Origin of the sequence: Pseudoalteromonas sp. R86517 (genome assembly GCF_042466295.1) — a bacterium.
Lineage (GTDB): Bacteria > Pseudomonadota > Gammaproteobacteria > Enterobacterales > Alteromonadaceae > Pseudoalteromonas > Pseudoalteromonas atlantica.
The window spans coordinates 87,494-106,064 of sequence record NZ_JAXHCB010000003.1 but is presented as its reverse complement, the minus strand read 5'-3'; the positions used below and the strand labels follow the sequence as shown (position 1 = coordinate 106,064).

Annotated in this window: 14 protein-coding genes; 8 read left to right on the top strand and 6 right to left on the bottom strand. The window is 38.5% G+C overall.

The window, feature by feature from the left end:
* Nucleotides 1–4: 4 nt before the first annotated feature.
* Both SJY38_RS17240 and SJY38_RS17235 read right to left on the bottom strand, forming a co-directional pair.
* Nucleotides 5–2,032, bottom strand: a complete 2,028-nt coding sequence (locus SJY38_RS17240; RefSeq protein ID WP_377110376.1) for an ATP-binding protein — start codon at nt 2,030–2,032, stop codon at nt 5–7.
* 180 nt (nt 2,033–2,212) lie between these two features.
* Nucleotides 2,213–2,434, bottom strand: a complete 222-nt coding sequence (locus tag SJY38_RS17235; RefSeq protein ID WP_024032720.1) for a hypothetical protein — start codon at nt 2,432–2,434, stop codon at nt 2,213–2,215.
* Nucleotides 2,435–2,880: 446 nt separating this feature from the next.
* Here SJY38_RS17235 and SJY38_RS17230 point away from each other — a divergent pair, with 446 nt between their 5' ends.
* Genes SJY38_RS17230 through SJY38_RS17220 form a run of 3 tightly spaced genes read left to right on the top strand, consistent with a single transcriptional unit; the run spans nt 2,881 to nt 4,993 of the window.
* A complete protein-coding gene (locus SJY38_RS17230) occupies nt 2,881–3,168 on the top strand; it encodes a hypothetical protein (RefSeq protein WP_273587011.1) in 288 nt (95 codons plus the stop codon).
* Nucleotides 3,165–4,760 carry a PepSY-associated TM helix domain-containing protein gene (locus SJY38_RS17225; RefSeq protein WP_377110375.1) on the top strand — a complete coding sequence of 532 codons (1,596 nt, stop codon included), beginning with the start codon at nt 3,165–3,167 and terminating at the stop codon, nt 4,758–4,760. Before SJY38_RS17230 ends, SJY38_RS17225 begins: the two co-directional genes overlap by 4 nt.
* A complete protein-coding gene (locus SJY38_RS17220) occupies nt 4,757–4,993 on the top strand; it encodes a hypothetical protein (RefSeq protein WP_377110374.1) in 237 nt (78 codons plus the stop codon). Before SJY38_RS17225 ends, SJY38_RS17220 begins: the two co-directional genes overlap by 4 nt.
* Here the strand turns inward: SJY38_RS17220 and SJY38_RS17215 are convergent.
* The gene (locus SJY38_RS17215; protein WP_377110373.1) at nt 4,990–5,826 is read right to left on the bottom strand and encodes a patatin family protein; all 837 of its coding nucleotides are present in this window, start codon (nt 5,824–5,826) and stop codon (nt 4,990–4,992) included. The genes SJY38_RS17220 and SJY38_RS17215 overlap by 4 nt on opposite strands.
* A 345-nt stretch (nt 5,827–6,171) precedes the next feature.
* Between SJY38_RS17215 and SJY38_RS17210 the strand changes: the two genes are divergently transcribed.
* Nucleotides 6,172–7,044, top strand: coding sequence for an SMP-30/gluconolactonase/LRE family protein (locus tag SJY38_RS17210; protein ID WP_024032715.1), 873 nt, complete (start codon nt 6,172–6,174; stop codon nt 7,042–7,044).
* 9 nt (nt 7,045–7,053) lie between these two features.
* Here the strand turns inward: SJY38_RS17210 and SJY38_RS17205 are convergent, their stop codons facing one another.
* Entirely contained in the window at nt 7,054–8,496 is a 1,443-nt protein-coding gene (locus tag SJY38_RS17205) for a diguanylate cyclase domain-containing protein (protein ID WP_377110371.1), read from the bottom strand.
* Between the two features lie 198 nt (nt 8,497–8,694).
* Here SJY38_RS17205 and SJY38_RS17200 point away from each other — a divergent pair, with 198 nt between their 5' ends.
* Nucleotides 8,695–9,591 carry a cation diffusion facilitator family transporter gene (locus SJY38_RS17200; RefSeq protein WP_029774437.1) on the top strand — a complete coding sequence of 299 codons (897 nt, stop codon included), beginning with the start codon at nt 8,695–8,697 and terminating at the stop codon, nt 9,589–9,591.
* On the opposite strand, the gene SJY38_RS17195 is transcribed toward SJY38_RS17200, so the two are convergent.
* A complete protein-coding gene (locus SJY38_RS17195) occupies nt 9,588–14,123 on the bottom strand; it encodes an EAL domain-containing protein (RefSeq protein ID WP_377110370.1) in 4,536 nt (1,511 codons plus the stop codon). The genes SJY38_RS17200 and SJY38_RS17195 overlap by 4 nt on opposite strands.
* A gap of 133 nt (nt 14,124–14,256) precedes the next feature.
* Here SJY38_RS17195 and SJY38_RS17190 point away from each other — a divergent pair, with 133 nt between their 5' ends.
* The 3 genes from SJY38_RS17190 to SJY38_RS17180 all read left to right on the top strand — a co-directional run bounded on the left by SJY38_RS17190 (nt 14,257) and on the right by SJY38_RS17180 (nt 16,886).
* Complete coding sequence (locus SJY38_RS17190) at nt 14,257–14,811, top strand: hydrolase (protein ID WP_377110369.1); 555 nt, start codon at nt 14,257–14,259, stop codon at nt 14,809–14,811.
* 106 nt (nt 14,812–14,917) lie between these two features.
* Entirely contained in the window at nt 14,918–16,384 is a 1,467-nt protein-coding gene (locus tag SJY38_RS17185) for a methyl-accepting chemotaxis protein (protein ID WP_377110368.1), read from the top strand.
* Nucleotides 16,368–16,886, top strand: a complete 519-nt coding sequence (locus tag SJY38_RS17180) for a DUF6436 domain-containing protein (protein ID WP_377110367.1) — start codon at nt 16,368–16,370, stop codon at nt 16,884–16,886. The genes SJY38_RS17185 and SJY38_RS17180 overlap by 17 nt, the downstream gene beginning before the upstream one ends.
* A 653-nt stretch (nt 16,887–17,539) precedes the next feature.
* On the opposite strand, the gene SJY38_RS17175 is transcribed toward SJY38_RS17180, so the two are convergent.
* The gene (locus tag SJY38_RS17175) at nt 17,540–18,559 is read right to left on the bottom strand and encodes a carbohydrate kinase (RefSeq protein ID WP_377110366.1); all 1,020 of its coding nucleotides are present in this window, start codon (nt 18,557–18,559) and stop codon (nt 17,540–17,542) included.
* Nucleotides 18,560–18,571 lie beyond the last annotated feature (12 nt).

Sequence of the window (18,571 nt, the reverse complement as noted above, 5' to 3'; positions counted from 1 at the left end):
TAAATTAAAGCGAATTTACTTTAGCTGTATGTTCTAAGGCATTAGAAAGCGCTTTTTCTATGTGCGGAAGCTTAAACGGCTTAGAGACAAACATATCCATGCCTGCTTGCTGGCAAGCTAGTTTATCTTGCGACGATGTATTAGCAGTTAGCGCTACAATGTAGGTGCTTTCGCTAGGGCAAATACGTTGCGCTCTCAGCGTTTTAGTGGCTTCAAAACCATCCAGGATTGGCATAATGCAATCCATAAAAATAAGGTCGTAATGCTTTTGCTTACACTTAAAAATAGCGTCTTGGCCATCAATGGCACAGTCGGCTTTTACGTTTAACTTATCAAGAGAGGCATCAAGCACACGGCGGTTTATATCGTTGTCATCAACAATAAGTACACTGAGCGAGTGGCTGTTTAACTCAATTTTTGATTGAATGTCGTCTATTATTTGCTCTTTACCAAGCTCTAGCGGAATATTAATACTAAACGTTGAGCCTTTTTGTAGTTCACTCGTCACCTTTATTGTGCCGCCCATGTATTCTACAAGCTCTTTTATAATTGCTAGGCCAAGCCCTGTGCCCCCTTTATTATTTTTAGCGTCAACCTCTTGTGTAAACGGCGAAAATAAAGACTCTAAAAAGGCAGGGGTCATTCCGCGACCAGTGTCAGAAACTGTAATACCAAGAGATAGCGCATCGTTATTATTTATGAGCTGTGTTTTAAGTTTTACATGGCCTTGCTCGGTAAATTTTAATGCGTTACTTAATAAGTTAGAGGTAATTTGGCTCAGGCGTGTACTGTCGCAAAAGGCCCAGCAGCTATCATAAATTGTATTTTCTATGATTAATTCAACATGGGTTTCTTTAAATAACGGGGTATATAAAGAGGCTAAATCACTAAATATGGTTTTAAGCAGTACATCGGTTGGCTCTAGTTTTAATTCACCATGATTAATTTTAGAAAAATCGAGTACTTCGTTGATAATATTAAGTAAAATATCAGCGCTGCGTAGCGCTATTTTTATTTTTTCGTCTCGTTTTTCAGTGTCTTTTTCATCTATTAGGGTGGTGAGCATGCCGGTTATGCCATTTAGGGGGGTGCGTAACTCGTGGCTAATTTTAGCAAATAGCATACTTCTATCTTCTAACATATGCTCTGCTTCGGCTTTTTTCTTTTTTAGCGCTTCTCTAAGTAATATAGATTCGGTAATGTCTTGAAATGTACCAAATAGCCTTATGCAATTACCTTCGTGAAACTCGGCTTCTCCAAAAGTCGAAATCCAAATTTCTTGGTTTTGTGCAGTGATAACCTCAAGCTCTAAATCCCATTTTTCACCTTTGTTTATGGCGTTTTCTACTGCTTGGTCTATGGCTTCTCTGCTGGCGCCCTCTTTGTAAAACTCAATCGCGTTATCAACTATTGGCTGATAGTCATCGGCTACCTGATGAATGCGTTTAGTTTGCTTACTCCAATAAACTTTGTTCTCGATTAAATCGACCTCCCAAGTGCCGATATTCGCGATGTTTTCGAGCTTTGACAGGGTGTAGCTATTTTTTAAAAGTTGCTCTTTGGTGTCTATTTTTGCAAATTCAGATCCTAACCACTGAGCAAATAGCTCAATATAATCGTAGGCTTCGTCGCTAAATGCAGGTGACTCGTTAGGCGATGAAAAGTTAACAGTGCCAAAGGTTTTATCGGCTACTTTTATAGGTGCGCCAATGTAGGACTCAAGTTGAAAATTTATGTAACAAGGGTGAGTTGCAATCGTACTTTGTGAGGCTTTATGAAACGAAAGCGCCGAGCCCGCAGATAACGTATGGACGCAATAGGTGCCATCTAGCTCAAATTGTGTACCGGGTAATAAGGCGTTATCGGGTGTTAGAGCATGTAATACTGTGTACGTATTAGCATCAATTTTACTAATTATTGCTACATCAAGGCTGAACACTTCTAGGCCAAACGCGAGTAGGTTTTTAATTTTAGAATTAAAATCCAGAGTTTGGTCTGAGACTATATCGTGAAAACGCCTTAAAAAGTTCACCGCAATTACCTTAATTGTATTTTATACCGTTATGCGTATCGGCAGATAGGCACATTTATTTATATGTTTTTAACAGTTTATACCAACAGGCGTAAACCGTTGAGCAATATATTGAGTAATGGGTGTTAGGCTATCAACACGCGAACTTAATTGTTTTGCTCAATTAGCAAACTTTTCCCATTAATAGGTAGAATTAGGCGTGTATTCTGGGTTTATGTCGCCGCCTACTTCTTCTGGGTCTACATCGTTTATAAGCAACACTTCGCGCACGGCTTCAATATGATCAAGCACCGTTTGATAGCGCTCGCCATATTCGTACTTTGTTACTTCAATTGCTTGCGGCATGTAAGTAAATGCAATTTTTAGTGCGTGTAACGCGTCTGGATTGATTTTATCGCTCATAAATTTCTCTCATTTTATCAATGTATAGTGATTTGTTTAACAGCTGCTAAAAGAGCCAGCCTAAGGACAATAAGCTTTTTGCATACGCCCTAACAAAATAACAATAATTATAGAGTTTGTTGACTGTTAAATTTAAAAATTTGCCTGTTTAGCCGTTATTTTAATGGTCTAAGCAGTTAAGCACTGATCAGTATGATAACGCAGTTATTTTTGGATTATTTAAAAACAGTTTTAGCTCATCATATTTGCCTACCTAAATACCAAGTATGCTCAAAAATGTAATTTTATAAATAAACAGACATTGATTATGCGAATAAAAAGGAGCTTGTTCGCTTATTAAGTAACGATAATATGTTGCATAAATTTACAAACGCGCAATATAATGCAAATAGTTGTTATTTGCATGTGCAGGTGTGCGCGCCTGCTGTTTATTAAATGAGCTAAAAATGAATAATAAAAAAACCTTTAGCGCTACAAAGCGTCGCCATTTAATGGCGTGCGTATTGGCATTGGTAACCGCTACGGTGATGATCACCGGGATGACTACCTATTTGCCCTTACAAATGAGTGAACAAATTTTACTGCCTATTTTACTGTTTCCAATTATTTGGGTTGGGCTTTTTATATATGCCTACATTAGCGAAAAAGCATGGCAGCCATTTTTAGTCATGATCACTTTGTGTTTAGTGCATGGAATTTTAAGTTATTTTGCATTAATGCAGGGGCAAGGATGAAATCAATTACTTTAAAAAAGCTATTTTTATTACATAGTTGGGTGGGCGTAGTAACCGCCGTTTTATTGTTTGTTGTGGCATTTACCGGCGCGTTAGCAGTACTTGCCAGGCCTGAGCTAAAAATTTGGGCCAACCAATCACTGCAGCAAACTCAACATATTCCTAATAGCGAAATAAGCACATTAGTTAATACATACCACGCTCAAGTGCCCAAAGAGTTTGGTGAAAACATTCATGTGTTTATGCCAACAGGGCATAATTTTCACTTACTGGCTTTAGTATTTGAATCGCACCATGGTGATGAAAATTACCAGCAAGAAGTACTTCGGGCATTTGAATTTGACCCAGCAAGCTTAGCGTTGGTAAATACCTACTATGGCCCAAGTAAGCAATATTATGCCAATAGAAAAACAGATGCAGCCAGCTACATTGGTGAGTTTCACGCTGACTTACACTTAGGGCGACCTATAGGGCTTATTTTAACTGGGTTTTTAGGCTTAACATTATTAGTAAGTACGGTAACTGGCTTATTTATACATCGTAAATTAATTAAAGAGCTGTTCACCTTTAGGTGGCTTAAAGGCTTTGATGTAACCATAAGTGACGGCCACAAAGTAATGGGCATTTGGGGCAGTATTTTTAATATTGTAATTGGCTTTAGCGGCGCATTTTTAGGGCTCGCAACCGTAATTTTACTACCTGCAGCAGCCTTTGTTAGCTTTGGAGGCGACCAAGATAAGTTGATAGAAACTTTTACAGCTATTCCTGAGCCAATAATTAGTTATGTAAATCAGCCAACTAACATAACCGCTATTTTAAGTGATGCGCAGCAACGCTACCCACATGCAGTTATTTTAGATGCCACGGTAATGGCGCATAACGATGCTAACGCACAAGTGTATTTACGCCTTTTAGGAGGCGAAGCCGTGGCTTCTCAATTATTGCATTACAATGGGCAAGGGGAGTACATCACTTCAATGAGTAGTTTTGGCGATATTGCAGGGGTATCAATTAAAATTATTGAAGTACTCTTCCCACTCCATTTTGGTAATTTTGCAGGTTTATTTGTGAAGTTACTTTGGGTAATGCTTGGCTTAGCATGTGCCTTAATGCCACTTTCAGGCATGATGATGTGGTTAGCAAAGCGTACCAGAGGCAGCACACCAACGCTTAGCGCTGACACGTATGCAAGGTGGAACCGCTTTATTATAGGCAGTTGCGGTGGTTTAGTGCTTGCATGTTGTGTGTTATTCCCTGTGCAAGTACTTTTAAACTATGCCGTGGCTGGCGCTGAGCACAATGCTTACTTTGGGCCGGTATTTTTTTACGCGTGGTTAGTATGGCTAGTAATTGCAGCATTTTGGCAAAACTATAAAAACTACTTTAGAGCAACCTTGTTGCTTTGTGCCTTATTCTTAATAAGTGTTTTACCACTTAATAGTGTATTGGGCGTTAATAATGTTATTAACGCAAACAGTACCCTAGTGGCATTTACAGATATTAGCTTTTTAATTATGGGACTGGCGTTTTTATGGGGATACTTAAAAACAAAACCTGATGCCATAGCACTTGCAGAGGTAAAAGCAGCATGAGCACCGTTATGATAGTTATTGCACTAGCGTGTTTACTGGCCGCTTTATTATTAATGAGAAGTAAGCACTACAATGTAGCCTATAAGTGGCTGTATTGTTGTGCTTTAATAGCTATTGCCTTAGCGTTTTTTATAAATGTTTACGCTGTGCTAGCGGGGATTGTATGCACCATTGCAGCGTTTACTGTAATGGGCATACTGGTTGCGCTATCTAAAGGGAAACAACACACTTAGCTTAAAAAGGCTTTGGATGTATCAATTCCCATTTTGTACCCATCGTTAAGGCGTTTAACATTTTTTGTTGTACGGCCCACTCTAAATTGGGGCGGAGGAGCAATAATATTGATTTTGCAATCTTCAGGCGGGTTATTAATAAAATCTATGCTGCTGTTATAAACATGCGCTCTGTTAATCGAGCTATTTATTAAAGCAGGGTAGTTTTTATAAAGCTTTTTGGTTAACCACTGAGATTTACTTGGCTTTTTTCTATATCCTAGTGGCTGAGAAAGCACCACGGTTATTTCTTGAGCACCCATTTCGTATGCTTTTATTACGGGAATAGAGTCTGCTACGCCGCCATCGGTCATCGCAATATCATTAATTATAGGGTAGTTACGATACGCAATTGGAATCGCGCACGATGCCTTAAGTTGCTCTACCATCGCATCACTACTTGCTTTAAGGTAATGGGGCTGCCCTGTTGTGATAGCTGTAGAGACGATATAAAATTCGTGAGCCTCCTTTGCAAAGGCTTCTGTATTGAGAGGGATTTCTTTAATGGTTGCTTGCCATAGCCAATCTAAATCAAATAAGTGGCCGCCTTTGATAAAGCGCGCTAAGTTAATAAATTCAGGCCGACACGAAAAATCGGTAATAACATGGTAATTTCGTTTAGGTTGTTGGCATAAATAAGCGGCTATATTGGTAGCGCCAGCAGAAACCCCAAAGTAATTAGTAAAAGGTTGATAGCGCTGCGCTAAAAACTCATCCAGCACGCCGGCGGCAAAAATACCGCGCATTGCACCTCCCTCAACCACTAAAGAATGTTTATTGTTATTATTAATCATACTATTACCTCCCTTTTGATGATATTACCAACTAACCAAGTAAAGCGCGATAAAATGCTGAAATAATTATACTCATTTGCCACATTACTTAATCAATTTAAGGGATTAAATCTGGCGCTAAAAATTTTGATATAAACAGCTCAATAACGAAGCTTTTGCCCTGTAGTCAACATGGTTTAGTATTTAAAACTAAATCACTTAATTAAGCTATTTGGTATTAGTGCACTGTTTGGCTTAGCAAAAGCATTTAGCTGCTAATATGTTTTGTTTAATCGTAAGTGTTGGGGATTTCTGATAAAGTATTTATTAATACAAGGCTTTGTTAATATTAAAGAATCGTTATTTATGACTGACTCAAGTGTGACCGTATTTAGTAACGTGCAAAATAAGTTAGGTGAAAGCCCGCTTTGGCACCCTTTGCTTGAAACGCTATTTTGGGTAGATATAGAAAAAAACCTGCTGCTAAGTAAGTGTTTAACAAAGCCTGACTCACTAACACAAGTTGAAATGCAAGATACGGTTTCGGCTTTAGCGTGGCTTGATAAAGCACATCTTATTATTGGCACCAGTACGGGTATATATAAATACCATATAGCTTCTGGGGTGCGCCAAACGCTCACATTTTTAGAAAATACCCAGTCCACACGGCGCTCTAACGATGGTCGGGCAGACCCTTGGGGTGGGTTTTGGCTAAGCACTATGGATACAAACGCCCGCTCAGGCGAAGGTAAGATTTACCGTTTTTATCAAAATTCGCTCAATTGCGTGGTGCAAGGTTTAACCATTCCCAACGGGTTATGTTTTGATAAAGCGCGCTCGCGTGCTTATTACTGCGACTCAAAAGCCAGCTGTATTTTTACCTTAAATGTAAACCCAGATAGCGGCGAGCCTATATTACCCGCCCAAGTTTTTTATCAATTTAAAAATACCCAAGTAGACCCAGATGGCTGTGTGATTGATGCCCTTGGCAACTTATGGCTTGCGGTATGGGACATGGGCTGCGTTATGTGTTTATCGCCAGATGGGGAGGTTTTAAACACACTGCCACTTGCTGCAACAAAACCTACAAGCGTTGCGTTTGGTGGCAATAACGCACAGTGGCTATTTGTAACTTCTGCAGATGACAGTAATGTAAAAACTAACCAGTCATTACAAGGTAATGTATTTAAAATATCAGGCATAAAAAACGGGCAGCTAGAGCCGCCCGTTACTTTATAATAGATTTAGTTATGTAAATTGGCATACCTTATTACGGCCTGTTTCTTTTGCGGTATAGAGTGCTTGATCGGCTTTACTTATAAAGCACTGTGGCGTGCTATTTTTATCAGGTGTGGCTGAATAAAAACCGATACTTAATGTTAAGTACTCACTTACGGTAGAATTATTGTGTTTTATGCCTGCCGCGTTAATTGCTTGTTGAATTAAGCGGGTAAATTGTTGGCAGTCTTGCTCATTAGTTGCCGGTAAAATGACGGTAAATTCTTCACCGCCATAGCGCGCGGCTAAATCGCCTTCGCGTCGGCATTGCGACTTAAGCGCAGCTGCCACCTTAACTAAGGCTTCATCGCCTTGTTGATGGCCGTAGCTGTCGTTGTAATTTTTAAAAAAATCTATATCGCACATAATTAAGCTAACGGGCTGCTTTGCACGTGCGCAGCGTTTAATTTCGCTCTCTAGTGCTTTGTCAAAACAACGTCTATTTGCAATTGTGGTGAGGCTGTCAGTATTTACAAGGTGGTTAAGCTTTTGATTTGCGGTAATTAGCTGTTGTTGAATATGCTGAAGCTCTTGCTTGTAGTTTAAGTTTTTAAACGCATTAGCGATTATTTCACCTACTAGTTTTAACCTAATTAAGTCTAAGTCTGTCCACTCACGTTTTTGCTTTACACAATCACAACCAATAAAGCCTACTAGCTCCTTATCGTAGCGAAGGCCAATACACAGTACCGATTGAATACCTTCACGCTCAAGTTCTTGTTTTTCTTTAGCCGCTTTTGCTGGGAGGCTTGCAACATCATTCACTTGAAATAAGTGTGTGGTGCCCATTAAATTAGCAAAGTAGGGGAGTGAGTTTTTTGGTATGTGCTGTAGTTGATCTTTAAATGGCTGAATCCCTTGGTTAACCCACTCATGGGTGTTACGCATTGACTTACCATCGTCAGAAAATTTAAATAAGTAGCTCCTATCGGCATGGCATACAGTGCCAATGGCTTTAAGCGCAAACTCTATATGAGTATCAATATCGTCAATTTGAATATCTATTAAGTCGGTAGAAATTTTTGAAATAATTTTATCAAAGTTATATTGCGCATCTTCGTTGTGTTCAATTATCTCAAACGTAGCAATGTATAAGTGACTATTTAGCGAGGCAAGTTTGGCGTTTAGTAATAGGCCGTGCGTTTGTTTTTGTAAAAATACGTGGCAGTTAGTATTTATAACTAAGTATTTTTCAAACAATTGAGCAACAGTAAATTGTTTTTTACTTTCTGGACTACTTAACGTGAGGTGCTTAAAGTCTGCATCTTTTAAAGTTGGCTGTGAGGGTAAATCAAATATACTCTGCGCTTGAGTGTTTGCATTATAGGCTTGTGTTTTAGCATCATAAAGTACAACGGCAAACGGAATAAGCTTTATAGTACTCCACATATCTTCGATTGGTTTTAAGCCCACTCATTGCTCCAGTTGATTTTACATACAATTTAATTGTTCCTACTATGTTATTTAGTACAACTTTAGCTATTTTGCTAAGTTTTTAGTGCGTTTAAGAGGGCTTCGTATTACAATTGCTACTGTATATCATTACCCTTTTCTACTCTAAGCCACCTGACGGCTTATTTGCATTTTAAGTATAGGTTTTTCAAGCATTTCATGACAGAAATCACTACACACCAGGCGTCTCGTCGTCGGTTACTTATCGCTTTAGCGATAACATGTTCATTTATGGTAATTCAGGTAATTGGCGCTTATTACGCTAATTCGCTTGCTGTACTTGCCGATGCAGGGCACTTATTTGTGCATAATAGCTCGCTATTTATTGCCCTTATTGCCTCAAGCTTAGCAATTCATTTTGCTAAAACCTATAACGATGGCTATCAACGCGCTGAGCTCATTGGTGGTTTAATTAATGGTTTACTGTATTTGGCGATAAGCTCCGTTATTTTATATGAAGGTGTAGAGAGAATTTCCCATCATAACGATGGCCATGATTTAGCAATAAACAGCTTTTTAATGTCGAGTATTGCCTCTGTGGGGTTTTTATTTCATGGTGCTGCAGCGTGGGTACTTTATAAAGGCCGCAAAGCAAGCATTAATGTGTACGCTGTATTTTTACATTCGTTTTTTGACATTATATCGACCATTTCTACGTTTATAGCTGGCGTACTTATTTATTTTACGGGCTGGAGCATTATTGATATTTTATCGAGCATGCTAATTGCCTCGTTTGTGTTATTTACCGGCGGTAAAGTGATCACGAGCTGTATTAAAGGGCTGTTCTTTAATAACGCTAAGTTGCCTAAAGTGAAGGATATTGAGCAGTCAATTACCGATTTAGAACATGTGCATAACGTACATAATGTGACGGTGTCGCGCAAAGACAGCGATATTATTGTCGGCGCTCACGTGGTGTTAAAAGAGCATTGTACAATTGAAAAGCACGATGAAGCCTGCCGCTTAAAAATAGAAAAACTCCTCGCTGCGCGTTTTAATGTTAAAAGCAGCGTACTACAAATAGAAAGCCACGAATGCCAGCATATTCATAGCTAACTTTTTATTAAAGTGTGAATATGCTCATGTGTTTCGGGGTTTTGTAATTGCTCTGCCCGCATTGGTTTTGCAAAATAATAACCTTGTAAAACATGACAACCTAACCCTTCTAAAAAGGCTTTTTGTTGCTTAGTTTCAACGCCTTCGGCTATGCAATAAAGCGCTAAGTTTTGAGCTAAAGTGTAAATGGTTTTGATGATCGACTCATCACTTTTATCCATCCCAATGCTGTTAACAAAGCTTTGATCTATTTTAATGACATCAATAGGGAACTGGCTCAAATAAGTAAGTGATGAGTAGCCGGTGCCAAAATCGTCGAGTAACAGCTTAAAACCAGCCGATTTTAACTTTTGTAGTTGCTTTGCGGCTTTTTGCTTGTCTTCTAGCAGTATGTTTTCTGTTATTTCTAGGCGCAATTGTACTGGGCTCATTTGATGCTGTTTTAATATATTGGTCAGCTTAGTTGCTATATTCGTCCTTAAAATGTGCTTTGGCGACAAGTTAAGTGAAATATAAAACAATGGGTTGCTGGCCAATGTAGGGGCTAGCTCAGTTAGCGCGCGCTCTAAAGCTTGCTCAGTTAATGCTTCTATCAGGCCTGTTTCTTCAGCAATAGGGATAAATAAAGCCGGCGAGACAAATTGGCCGTTATTTTCCCAGCGCATAAGTAACTCAACCCCATTTATTGTTTGTGCGTGCGTGTCTATTATGGGTTGGTAATGATTAAATAATAGATTATCTTTCGCGGCATCTTTTAAATCGTTTTCGAGGATGAGCTTTTGTTTTATTTGCTCGTTCATCGAGTCGTTAAAAAACTTAAACCCGTTTCGGCCAGCTTGCTTTGCATGCATCATGGCTACATCGGCGTTTCTGATCAGTAAATCGGTCGAGCTGGCATCAAATGGGTATAAAGCCACGCCAATACTGGCTGATATATTAATAGAAAAATCTTCGATAATGACCTTATTGGCAAGTTCTGAACTGATACTTTTGACTATGTTATTTAGTGCGGCTATGTCTTCTACGTTATCAATAAGCACTAAAAATTCGTCACCGCTTTGGCGGCCAAGCGTGGCATTACTTGGCAACATAGCGCTCACTCTTTGGGTAATATTACACAGTAGTTGATCTCCCACTGCGTGGCCAAATGTGTCGTTTACCGGTTTAAATTTGTCTAAATCTATAAATAGTAAAGCGCTTTGAGTGAGCTGCTGATGAGCTTTTTTAATCGATTTACCAATTTTTTGATGCATTAAACTGCGGTTAGGCAATTGTGTAAGGGGATCGAAATTGGCTAAATAGCGCAGCTCGTCTTCTGCCTTTTTTTGTTCGGTTAAATCCGAAATAACAATCACATAGTAACTTATGCTATGTGTATCTTTAGCGATTGCAGTGGCACTTATATGTATGGGGTGGTGCGGGTTAGTTGCAGTTTTAATAACGGCATCAGTTCGCCAATTTTGTTTTGCTGTTAAGCTTTTTAATGTGCTGGCATAGCTTTTACATTGCGTTTTACCTATCGCATTAACAAACACTTTTAAGCTAAGCGGATGTTTATGAGTTTGCGAAAAGGTTTTTATAAAACTGTTATTTGCAGAAACCGGCACCAAATTATTATCTAGAATAAGCAGCCAGTCGTTTATTTGCCCAAACGCCTCACCTAAAATGTTGGCTTGCTGCTCATTGGCACGTTGCTCTGTTATGTTGGTATATATGCCAGATACAGATACCGGTTTATTTGTTTGTTCGTCATAAATAATTTGCCCTAAATCTTGATACCACAACCAATGGCCAAGCTTATGCTTCAACCGGTAAGTTGCTTGCCAATGCTCATGCTTTTTTTGTTTGGTAAAATTTAACCAGTGCGAAATAACCCGTGGTTTGTCTTCAGGGTGAATTAAAGCTAAATAATGTTTTAATGGAATACGGTTGGGCAAATTAGTATACCCAAGCTCACTTCCCCGGTTTGTATTTACCGAATCGTCGCTGTAATGGTAATCCCAAATGCCACTTTTATTGTTACTAAGCGCAAGCTCGGTTTGTTTTTGTGAGTGTATTGTCGCTTTTTGCGCATTAGCTATGGCTAGCTGTCTGCTTCTGTATTGCCAAAACAGTAAACACAGCACAGTTATAATAATTAAAATATAAGCTGCATATGCATAAGGAGACTTCCACGGCGCGTATGCCACATTAAAATTTAACAGCGCCGGCTTTGATTCAGTCGCACTATTAAAATTATACGCGCTGGCCTTTAATTGATAATTTCCTGGTGGGAGCTTTGTAAAAAATATTTTGTTTGCTTTTAAATCATCATACTCTAGCGAAGTAGGTCCTTGAAGCGTAATCTTGTAACGTGTTTCCGCGCTATTTTGAAAATCAAAATTAGAAAAGCTGACCTCCAAACCCATATCTTCATGTGTTAATTGCAATGCAGAGGTGGCAAACTGATTTGGCTGATAGTCTAAATCGCGCGACATTAATGTAATATCGGTTATTGAGGTTGCTGTTTGCGTGCTTTGCTGTAAAAACTCAGCGGGGTTAAACGAAATTGCACCATAACTGCTGCCAAACATTACAGTGTTATTTTTAAGCGTAATTGCCCCTAAAGTGCTAAATAAATTTACCGATAAACCATCTTTTACTGTAAAAACTCGCAGCCTTAACGTATCGGTATTTAAGCGGTACAAACCATTTTTACTGCTAAACCATAAATAGCCATACTCATCGCTAATAAGCGAATAAATAGACTGCGTTTTTAAGGCGTTACTTACGTTAAAGTGGTGCTTTTTTTCAAAGCTCTGCGCATCAATACCCACTAGGCCTTCGCTGGTTGTTGCTAACCATAAAATGTTATTTTTATCGGTTAACCAGTTTTCGACTGTGTGGTAATTTTGGCTGTCTTTTTTGCTGGTTTTATAAATAGTGGTAAGAGTGTTTGTTTGCTCGTTAAACCGGTAAAAGTGGGTAGTTGTACTTAATACAAATTCATTTGGGTAATCATCAAAAGGTCGATGAAAAGTATAGGCCTCTAAAGGGTTTACATGTTGTTTTAACCCGTTAATTTCGCGCGTTAAGCCTGTTTTGCCATTGTACACATAAAAACTGTGATCATTATAAAAAGCGAATGTGTCGGGGGCTACCTCAGACAAACCATAAATAACCGCACCTTCAGACAGTGCGTTATTTAAATCTTTTTTTGCAACGGCAGTGCCTGTTTCTTTGTCAAATAAAATTAAACTGTAGTACCCCGTTAGCCATAAATATCGCGAAGTGGAATCTAAATGCGCTTTATTAATTGCAAAAATAGCGTATTCACCATAAACCGCTTTAGGGTCTTGTGAGGTTAGGTAGTAGGTTGCTTTGTTTTTAGCATTTACATGAGCAAGGCCATTATCGGTGCCGTACCACATAGATAAATCATCGTCTTGGTAAATACTGTTTATATAGTTGTTTTCGGGTAGGGTGGTTTTGTTAAAGCGCCGTGTGTTTATTGACCAAGTAAGCACGCCTTGAGTGCGCGACGCCAGCCAAAACACGCCACTTGAGTCGACCATTAAATCGTTAATAGTATTTTCGGTAATATTAAATTTACTTTGATCAAAGCTAAGAATTAACTCAGTGGTGCCCTTTTCTCGGTTAAATTCGAACAAGCCATGCTCTGTGGCAATAAATTCGCCATAGGGTGTATTGCTGTAATCCCAAATATTGTAATCAGCAATCACGCTTTTAGTGCTTTGAGTTGTAGTTGCTCCTGCTGAGCTATTTAAACTTAATGCGTACATGCCCTCAACGGTGCCTACTAATAATCCTAGTGCGGGGTCTACAGATAAAAACTTAACATTACTGTTATCGACTGTTTGTTTATCGGGAGTATGTAAATTAAGAGGGGTTAATGACTCTGTTTTTAGGTCGTAACTAAATAAACCCGTTTGTGTGCCTATAAATAGCGTGTTTTTGTAATATTTTAATGCGCGCACCACGCTGTTTTCATTGCCTATAGTAAACTCTAAAGTAAGTGAATTTGTTTTAGAGTTAAGTGAATACACGTTGTTTAAAATGGCAAGGTAAAAGGTATCTTGGTGCTGGGCTATCGCTTCAATAGAAGCGAAACTAGCTGTATTACCTGCAAGATTGCCCGAAAATATATTACGAGTAGTCAACGTTTTAGGGTTAACTAAATAGGCACCGGCAAGCTCAGTAGAAACAATTATATTGCCTGCATGCGTTTTAAATAGTGTAGTGATGAAGTTTTCGTTAAGGGTAAATCCGCCATCAAAAGGGGTTACCGTATAGCCGTCAAATCGATTAAGCCCTTGCGCTGTGGCTATCCAAATATAACCTAAATCATCTTGCAAAATTTTAGTTACGTAATTTTGGGATAAACCTTCATCGGTAGATATTCGTTGTAATTGTTGAGCATAATTTGTGGAGGCCGATACGCTAGTAATACAAAGAAAACATACAGTGGTGAAGAGAAAAAACAAAATACTCAATCGCACTAATAAACTCGCTCTAGGGCAGGGGATATACATATAAAAGTTAAATATAGCACATTTTTTAAAATGTGGATTACAACTTATAACAACTAAATTAAAGCACTAATTTAGTTATTTATAACCATTTAAGCTACGCTTACTAATTATAATTACTTAAAAACGGGGTGTTATGGTTAGTCACAAAAATTTATCTGCAGATAACAGCGTGTTATTAGTGATAGATATTCAAGATAAGCTATCTCCCGCTATTAGCGAATTTACTGATTTACTAGGGTGGGCAATAAAAATTGCCAAAGTAAGCGCCCTTTTTAAAATTCCTAGCATAGTGACTGAGCAATATCCTCAAGGGCTTGGTGGTACAAACAGGCTTTTAAAAAACACCCTTATAAACGCACAGACTGTTGAAAAAACACATTTTAGTGCGTGTAATGAGCCTGCATTTAATGCTGTGTTTACAAAGCTTACGCGTTCACAAATTATAGTAATAGGCACGGAGGCGCATGTATGTGTTTTACAAACCTGCTTAGATTTAATAGCCCAAGGATTTGAGGTGCATGTAGCGGCAGATGCTGTGGGTTCACGAAATACGATGCATAAATCGCTAGCTCTAGAGCAGTTACAACAGGCAGGGGCAATAATTACAAGCGTAGAAAGTATCATTTTTCAGTGGACAAAAAACGCAGCATTACCTGAGTTTAAAGCGGTTTTATCAATTATTAAGTAAAGTTGGCAGGCTAGGCTATATTGATAATTAAATGTGGTCGTAATTATGAGTTAATACGTACAACCCCTGATTTTGTTTAAAAAAATTTTAATAATTAAAGGTATTTATGAATAGTGTAAGTCGTTTATTCACCATAATATTCATTTTTTTGTTTGTAGAGTCTATCGCCCTAGGCTTGTACTTTGGGACACTTACACAAGCATTTATAGTCGGCCTACCTTTAAGCTTAATGCCTATATGGTTACTTAAAACTCAGAAAAATAACCCAATCACAGGTCATGTTGTTGCTGCGGCAATTATGATGTTTTCTTTTTTGCACATACAACAAGCCTTTGGGTTAATAGAAATACACTTCGAAATATTCATATTAATGGCTATGTTGATCATGTTTGTACAGTGGCAGGTGTTTATTACGGCCATTATTTTTGTGGCCGTTCATCATTTAAGCTTTTACTTTTTACAAACACAAAACACCGGTTTTTATGTATTTGACCCTGACAGACTGGCGTTTACTACGGTGCTTATACATGCCGGCTATGCAATAGTAGAAGTGTTTGTAGCAGGCTATATTGCTAAAACACTACAACAAGAGCGCAGAGCTGGCGTGTCTTTAACCAAAGCGACCGAAGCCATTATGCAAGACCCCGAGCATATACAGCTTTCGCTTAGGGCCGATGATAAAAATAGCAATGCAGTAGCGGGCTTTAATACTTTATTGGGTTATTTATCAGATGTAATTAGGCAAGTGCAAACGCAGTCTCTTTCACTGCAGCAAAATTCGCAGCAATTAATAAACGTACACGATGAGCTAGCAAGCGGGGCAGAGCTAAGAAAGCAACAAACTAATGATATAGCAGACTCTGGTGCTCAAGTTGCACAGGGTTTTAGCTTAGTTGAGCATGAAAGTGAAGTATTAAAGCAGCAGGTAGATAACATTACTCAAGCTGCAAATAGTGCCTTAAATGACGTTATGCAAACAGACACTAAAAGCACGGAACTACTTAATTTACTTAATCATACAGAAGAGCAAATAAATCATTTGGTGGCCGCTGGCGATGTAATATCAGGGTTGTTGAATGAAATATCAGGCATTGCAGAGCAAACTAACTTACTTGCGCTTAACGCAGCCATTGAAGCCGCAAGAGCGGGTGAGCATGGCCGTGGGTTTGCAGTTGTAGCCGATGAAGTCAGAACGCTTGCTACAAGCAGTAAAGCCACGACAGATAAAATTGCTTTAACATTAAAAGATTTAGTTACAAACAGTAAAACGTCAACCCAATCTATGAGCCAGTGTGTCGATTTTGTTGTTGATTTAACGCATATCAGCACCACCATGAAAGAAAACATAAGCGCCATGAGTGAGCAAATAAAAGCCGTCAGCCAAAGTACTCACTCTGTAGCGCAAGTTGTTGCTGAGCAAGCTGTAAACACAAAACAAATAGCCTCAAGCACAGAACAAATGCAGCAAAGCCAATATCAAGATACCAAAGTGGTAGAAAAGCTAACCGCTAAAGTACAAATGATCGACGTAAGTATTGCGGTATTAGAGCAAAGCATTGCTAAATTTAAGTAATTCATCCATTAAAATGAGTGCAGTGATTGCTCTGTGGTTAGTATTGACGGTTTCTGGTTTAGTTTATTATCAATATAATCAGTTGCGCGTTTTTGACAGCTATGGCGTACTTGAGCAACCAAGGTGGTTTACTAAATTTAAACAACACATAGGGTTTACAGCAGCAAAGCATAATTCGTTGATTATTGTTACTGACCCTGACTGTGGCTGCACCAAGCAAGCTCAGCCTCATTTAAAACAGTTGGTTGCGTTTTCTAAAGCGCAAGATTTTACGCTTATCAATATTGAGCAAACAGCCTCTTTACAAATACTGCTCCCTGCTACACCAGCTGCTGTGGTGATTAACTATAAAGGTGACTTTGTTTATGCCGGCCCACTTTCTCAAGGGCTTGGCTGCGCGCAGGGCAGTGGTTTTGTTGAAACGGTTATAAATAATCTTGTAGCTGGATTTAACAGCGAGCTGTTACTTAATAAAACCAGTGGTTGTTACTGCACTGCTTGATAGCGCTATTACTGATTAGCCTTTTATAGGTATTAAAAACGCCACCTGCATAATATTAAGAATATTAGACTGGTAGGTTTGTGGGTCAAATACGATTAAGCACAACATATACGGTTTTAGAATACGGTTATAAACAACAAAATTTCGATGAAGCCTACTGTTAGTACAATCACAGGAAGTGAATTTAAAAAGTACTCCATTTTAGTTAATTCTATAATAAAGCTTATTTAACTTTAGCGGTTTTTTTTTCTTTCATGAAAGAGTGCAGCCTAATTTTTTTTACGTTTGGTTAAGCGGATTCACAAGAGCAAGCATGTTTTGGTTAAGAATATTAAGTGTCGCGTTAAAGCGCTTTAGTTGGCTTTTTATTTCAGGAGTTTTTAATAAACAAAGCGCTAGTGCCATTCGCAATAATGCACATCCCTAAGCTTAAATGGCTCAAAGTTATAAATAAGCGGGGTCGATATAGCGCTACTAAAGACCTATGTAAGTAGAAAGGGATTTAAATTTATTTTTTCACGCATATTTTTTTGCCGATAGTTTTTTCTGTTTAAGAAAGCTTTATCTTTTAACAAATACGTACTAAAGGCAAAAAAGTCTAGTTGGTATGAAATTAGTAACCAAATTTAGTTTACGGATTTTATTGTTATAAGCTATGCCACAGCTGCAGATTTAAGTTTTAGATTAGCTATTTCACTTTGTGTTGGCAGTGCATCAAAGGCACCAAATTTAGAGACTGTTAATGCTCCACATTTAGTCGCAAAGTCAATAGCTTTTAAAACGTTTTCAAAATTATTAGTCCAAGTAGAAAATTCACTACGATTACAAATTTTCTTAGCTAGTTGATATAAAAAGCCGCCAATAAATGAGTCCCCTGCAGCAGTGGTATCTACAACATTAGCATAAGGGCAAGGGTAGGTTCCACTGAAAGATTGAGATGTAAATGAAATTGGCTTGGCGCCATCGCTCATAAGTACTAACGTTACACCACTATCAATCCACGCTTTTATAGTACTTTCTATATGCTCTATCCCATACAACATAGCTAGCTCTTCTTTACTCGCTTTGATGATATTAACTGTTTTGGCAACTTCAAATATTACTGATGCTGCAGTATGAGGTGCATCCCAAAATGCCGGGCGAAAATTAATATCCATACAGGATATAGAATCAACTTTATTAAACTGTTGCAGAGCATATACAGTGGTATCGTAAATGAGTGGCTTGGCTAGCGAGCCTGAACAAAATGAAACAATTTTAGGTTGCGTAAATAAGGTTGGATCTAGATCTGTTATATGAAGGTCGTAATGGGCTGCGGATTTGTCATAAAACTCAAACGTACGTTCACCGCTTTTATCTAAAGACACAAAAGCAATGGCAGTTTTACCCCTTAGAGATAAACCAAGGTGATCTGTATTTACGTTATGGGATTTAAGGGCATTAATTAAAAAGTTGCCAAACTTGTCATCACCTACCTTTCCTAAAAGTGCACTTTTACCACCTAACTTAGCCACTGCTACAGCTACATTTGCTGGTGCACCGCCTGCAAATTGGTTAAAACTAAACGACTGATTTGAGGTGTTTTCGTTTATACATTCATTTGAAAGTAAATCGATTAACGCCTCGCCGATTGCAAGTACTTCCATCGTAAATATTCCTATAATAGTAAACATTATCGCCTGCTA

Excerpts from the sequence above, each read along its gene's own strand:
- SJY38_RS17235 (WP_024032720.1), bottom strand. The coding sequence starts at position 2,434 with ATGAGCGATAAAATCAATCCAGACGCGTTACACGCACTAAAAATTGCA.
- SJY38_RS17230 (WP_273587011.1), top strand. The coding sequence starts at position 2,881 with ATGAATAATAAAAAAACCTTTAGCGCTACAAAGCGTCGCCATTTAATG.
- SJY38_RS17225 (WP_377110375.1), top strand. The coding sequence starts at position 3,165 with ATGAAATCAATTACTTTAAAAAAGCTATTTTTATTACATAGTTGGGTG.
- SJY38_RS17220 (WP_377110374.1), top strand. The coding sequence starts at position 4,757 with ATGAGCACCGTTATGATAGTTATTGCACTAGCGTGTTTACTGGCCGCT.
- SJY38_RS17215 (WP_377110373.1), bottom strand. The coding sequence starts at position 5,826 with ATGATTAATAATAACAATAAACATTCTTTAGTGGTTGAGGGAGGTGCA.
- SJY38_RS17210 (WP_024032715.1), top strand. The coding sequence starts at position 6,172 with ATGACTGACTCAAGTGTGACCGTATTTAGTAACGTGCAAAATAAGTTA.
- SJY38_RS17200 (WP_029774437.1), top strand. The coding sequence starts at position 8,695 with ATGACAGAAATCACTACACACCAGGCGTCTCGTCGTCGGTTACTTATC.
- SJY38_RS17195 (WP_377110370.1), bottom strand. The coding sequence starts at position 14,123 with ATGTATATCCCCTGCCCTAGAGCGAGTTTATTAGTGCGATTGAGTATT.
- SJY38_RS17190 (WP_377110369.1), top strand. The coding sequence starts at position 14,257 with ATGGTTAGTCACAAAAATTTATCTGCAGATAACAGCGTGTTATTAGTG.
- SJY38_RS17185 (WP_377110368.1), top strand. The coding sequence starts at position 14,918 with ATGAATAGTGTAAGTCGTTTATTCACCATAATATTCATTTTTTTGTTT.
- SJY38_RS17175 (WP_377110366.1), bottom strand. The coding sequence starts at position 18,559 with ATGTTTACTATTATAGGAATATTTACGATGGAAGTACTTGCAATCGGC.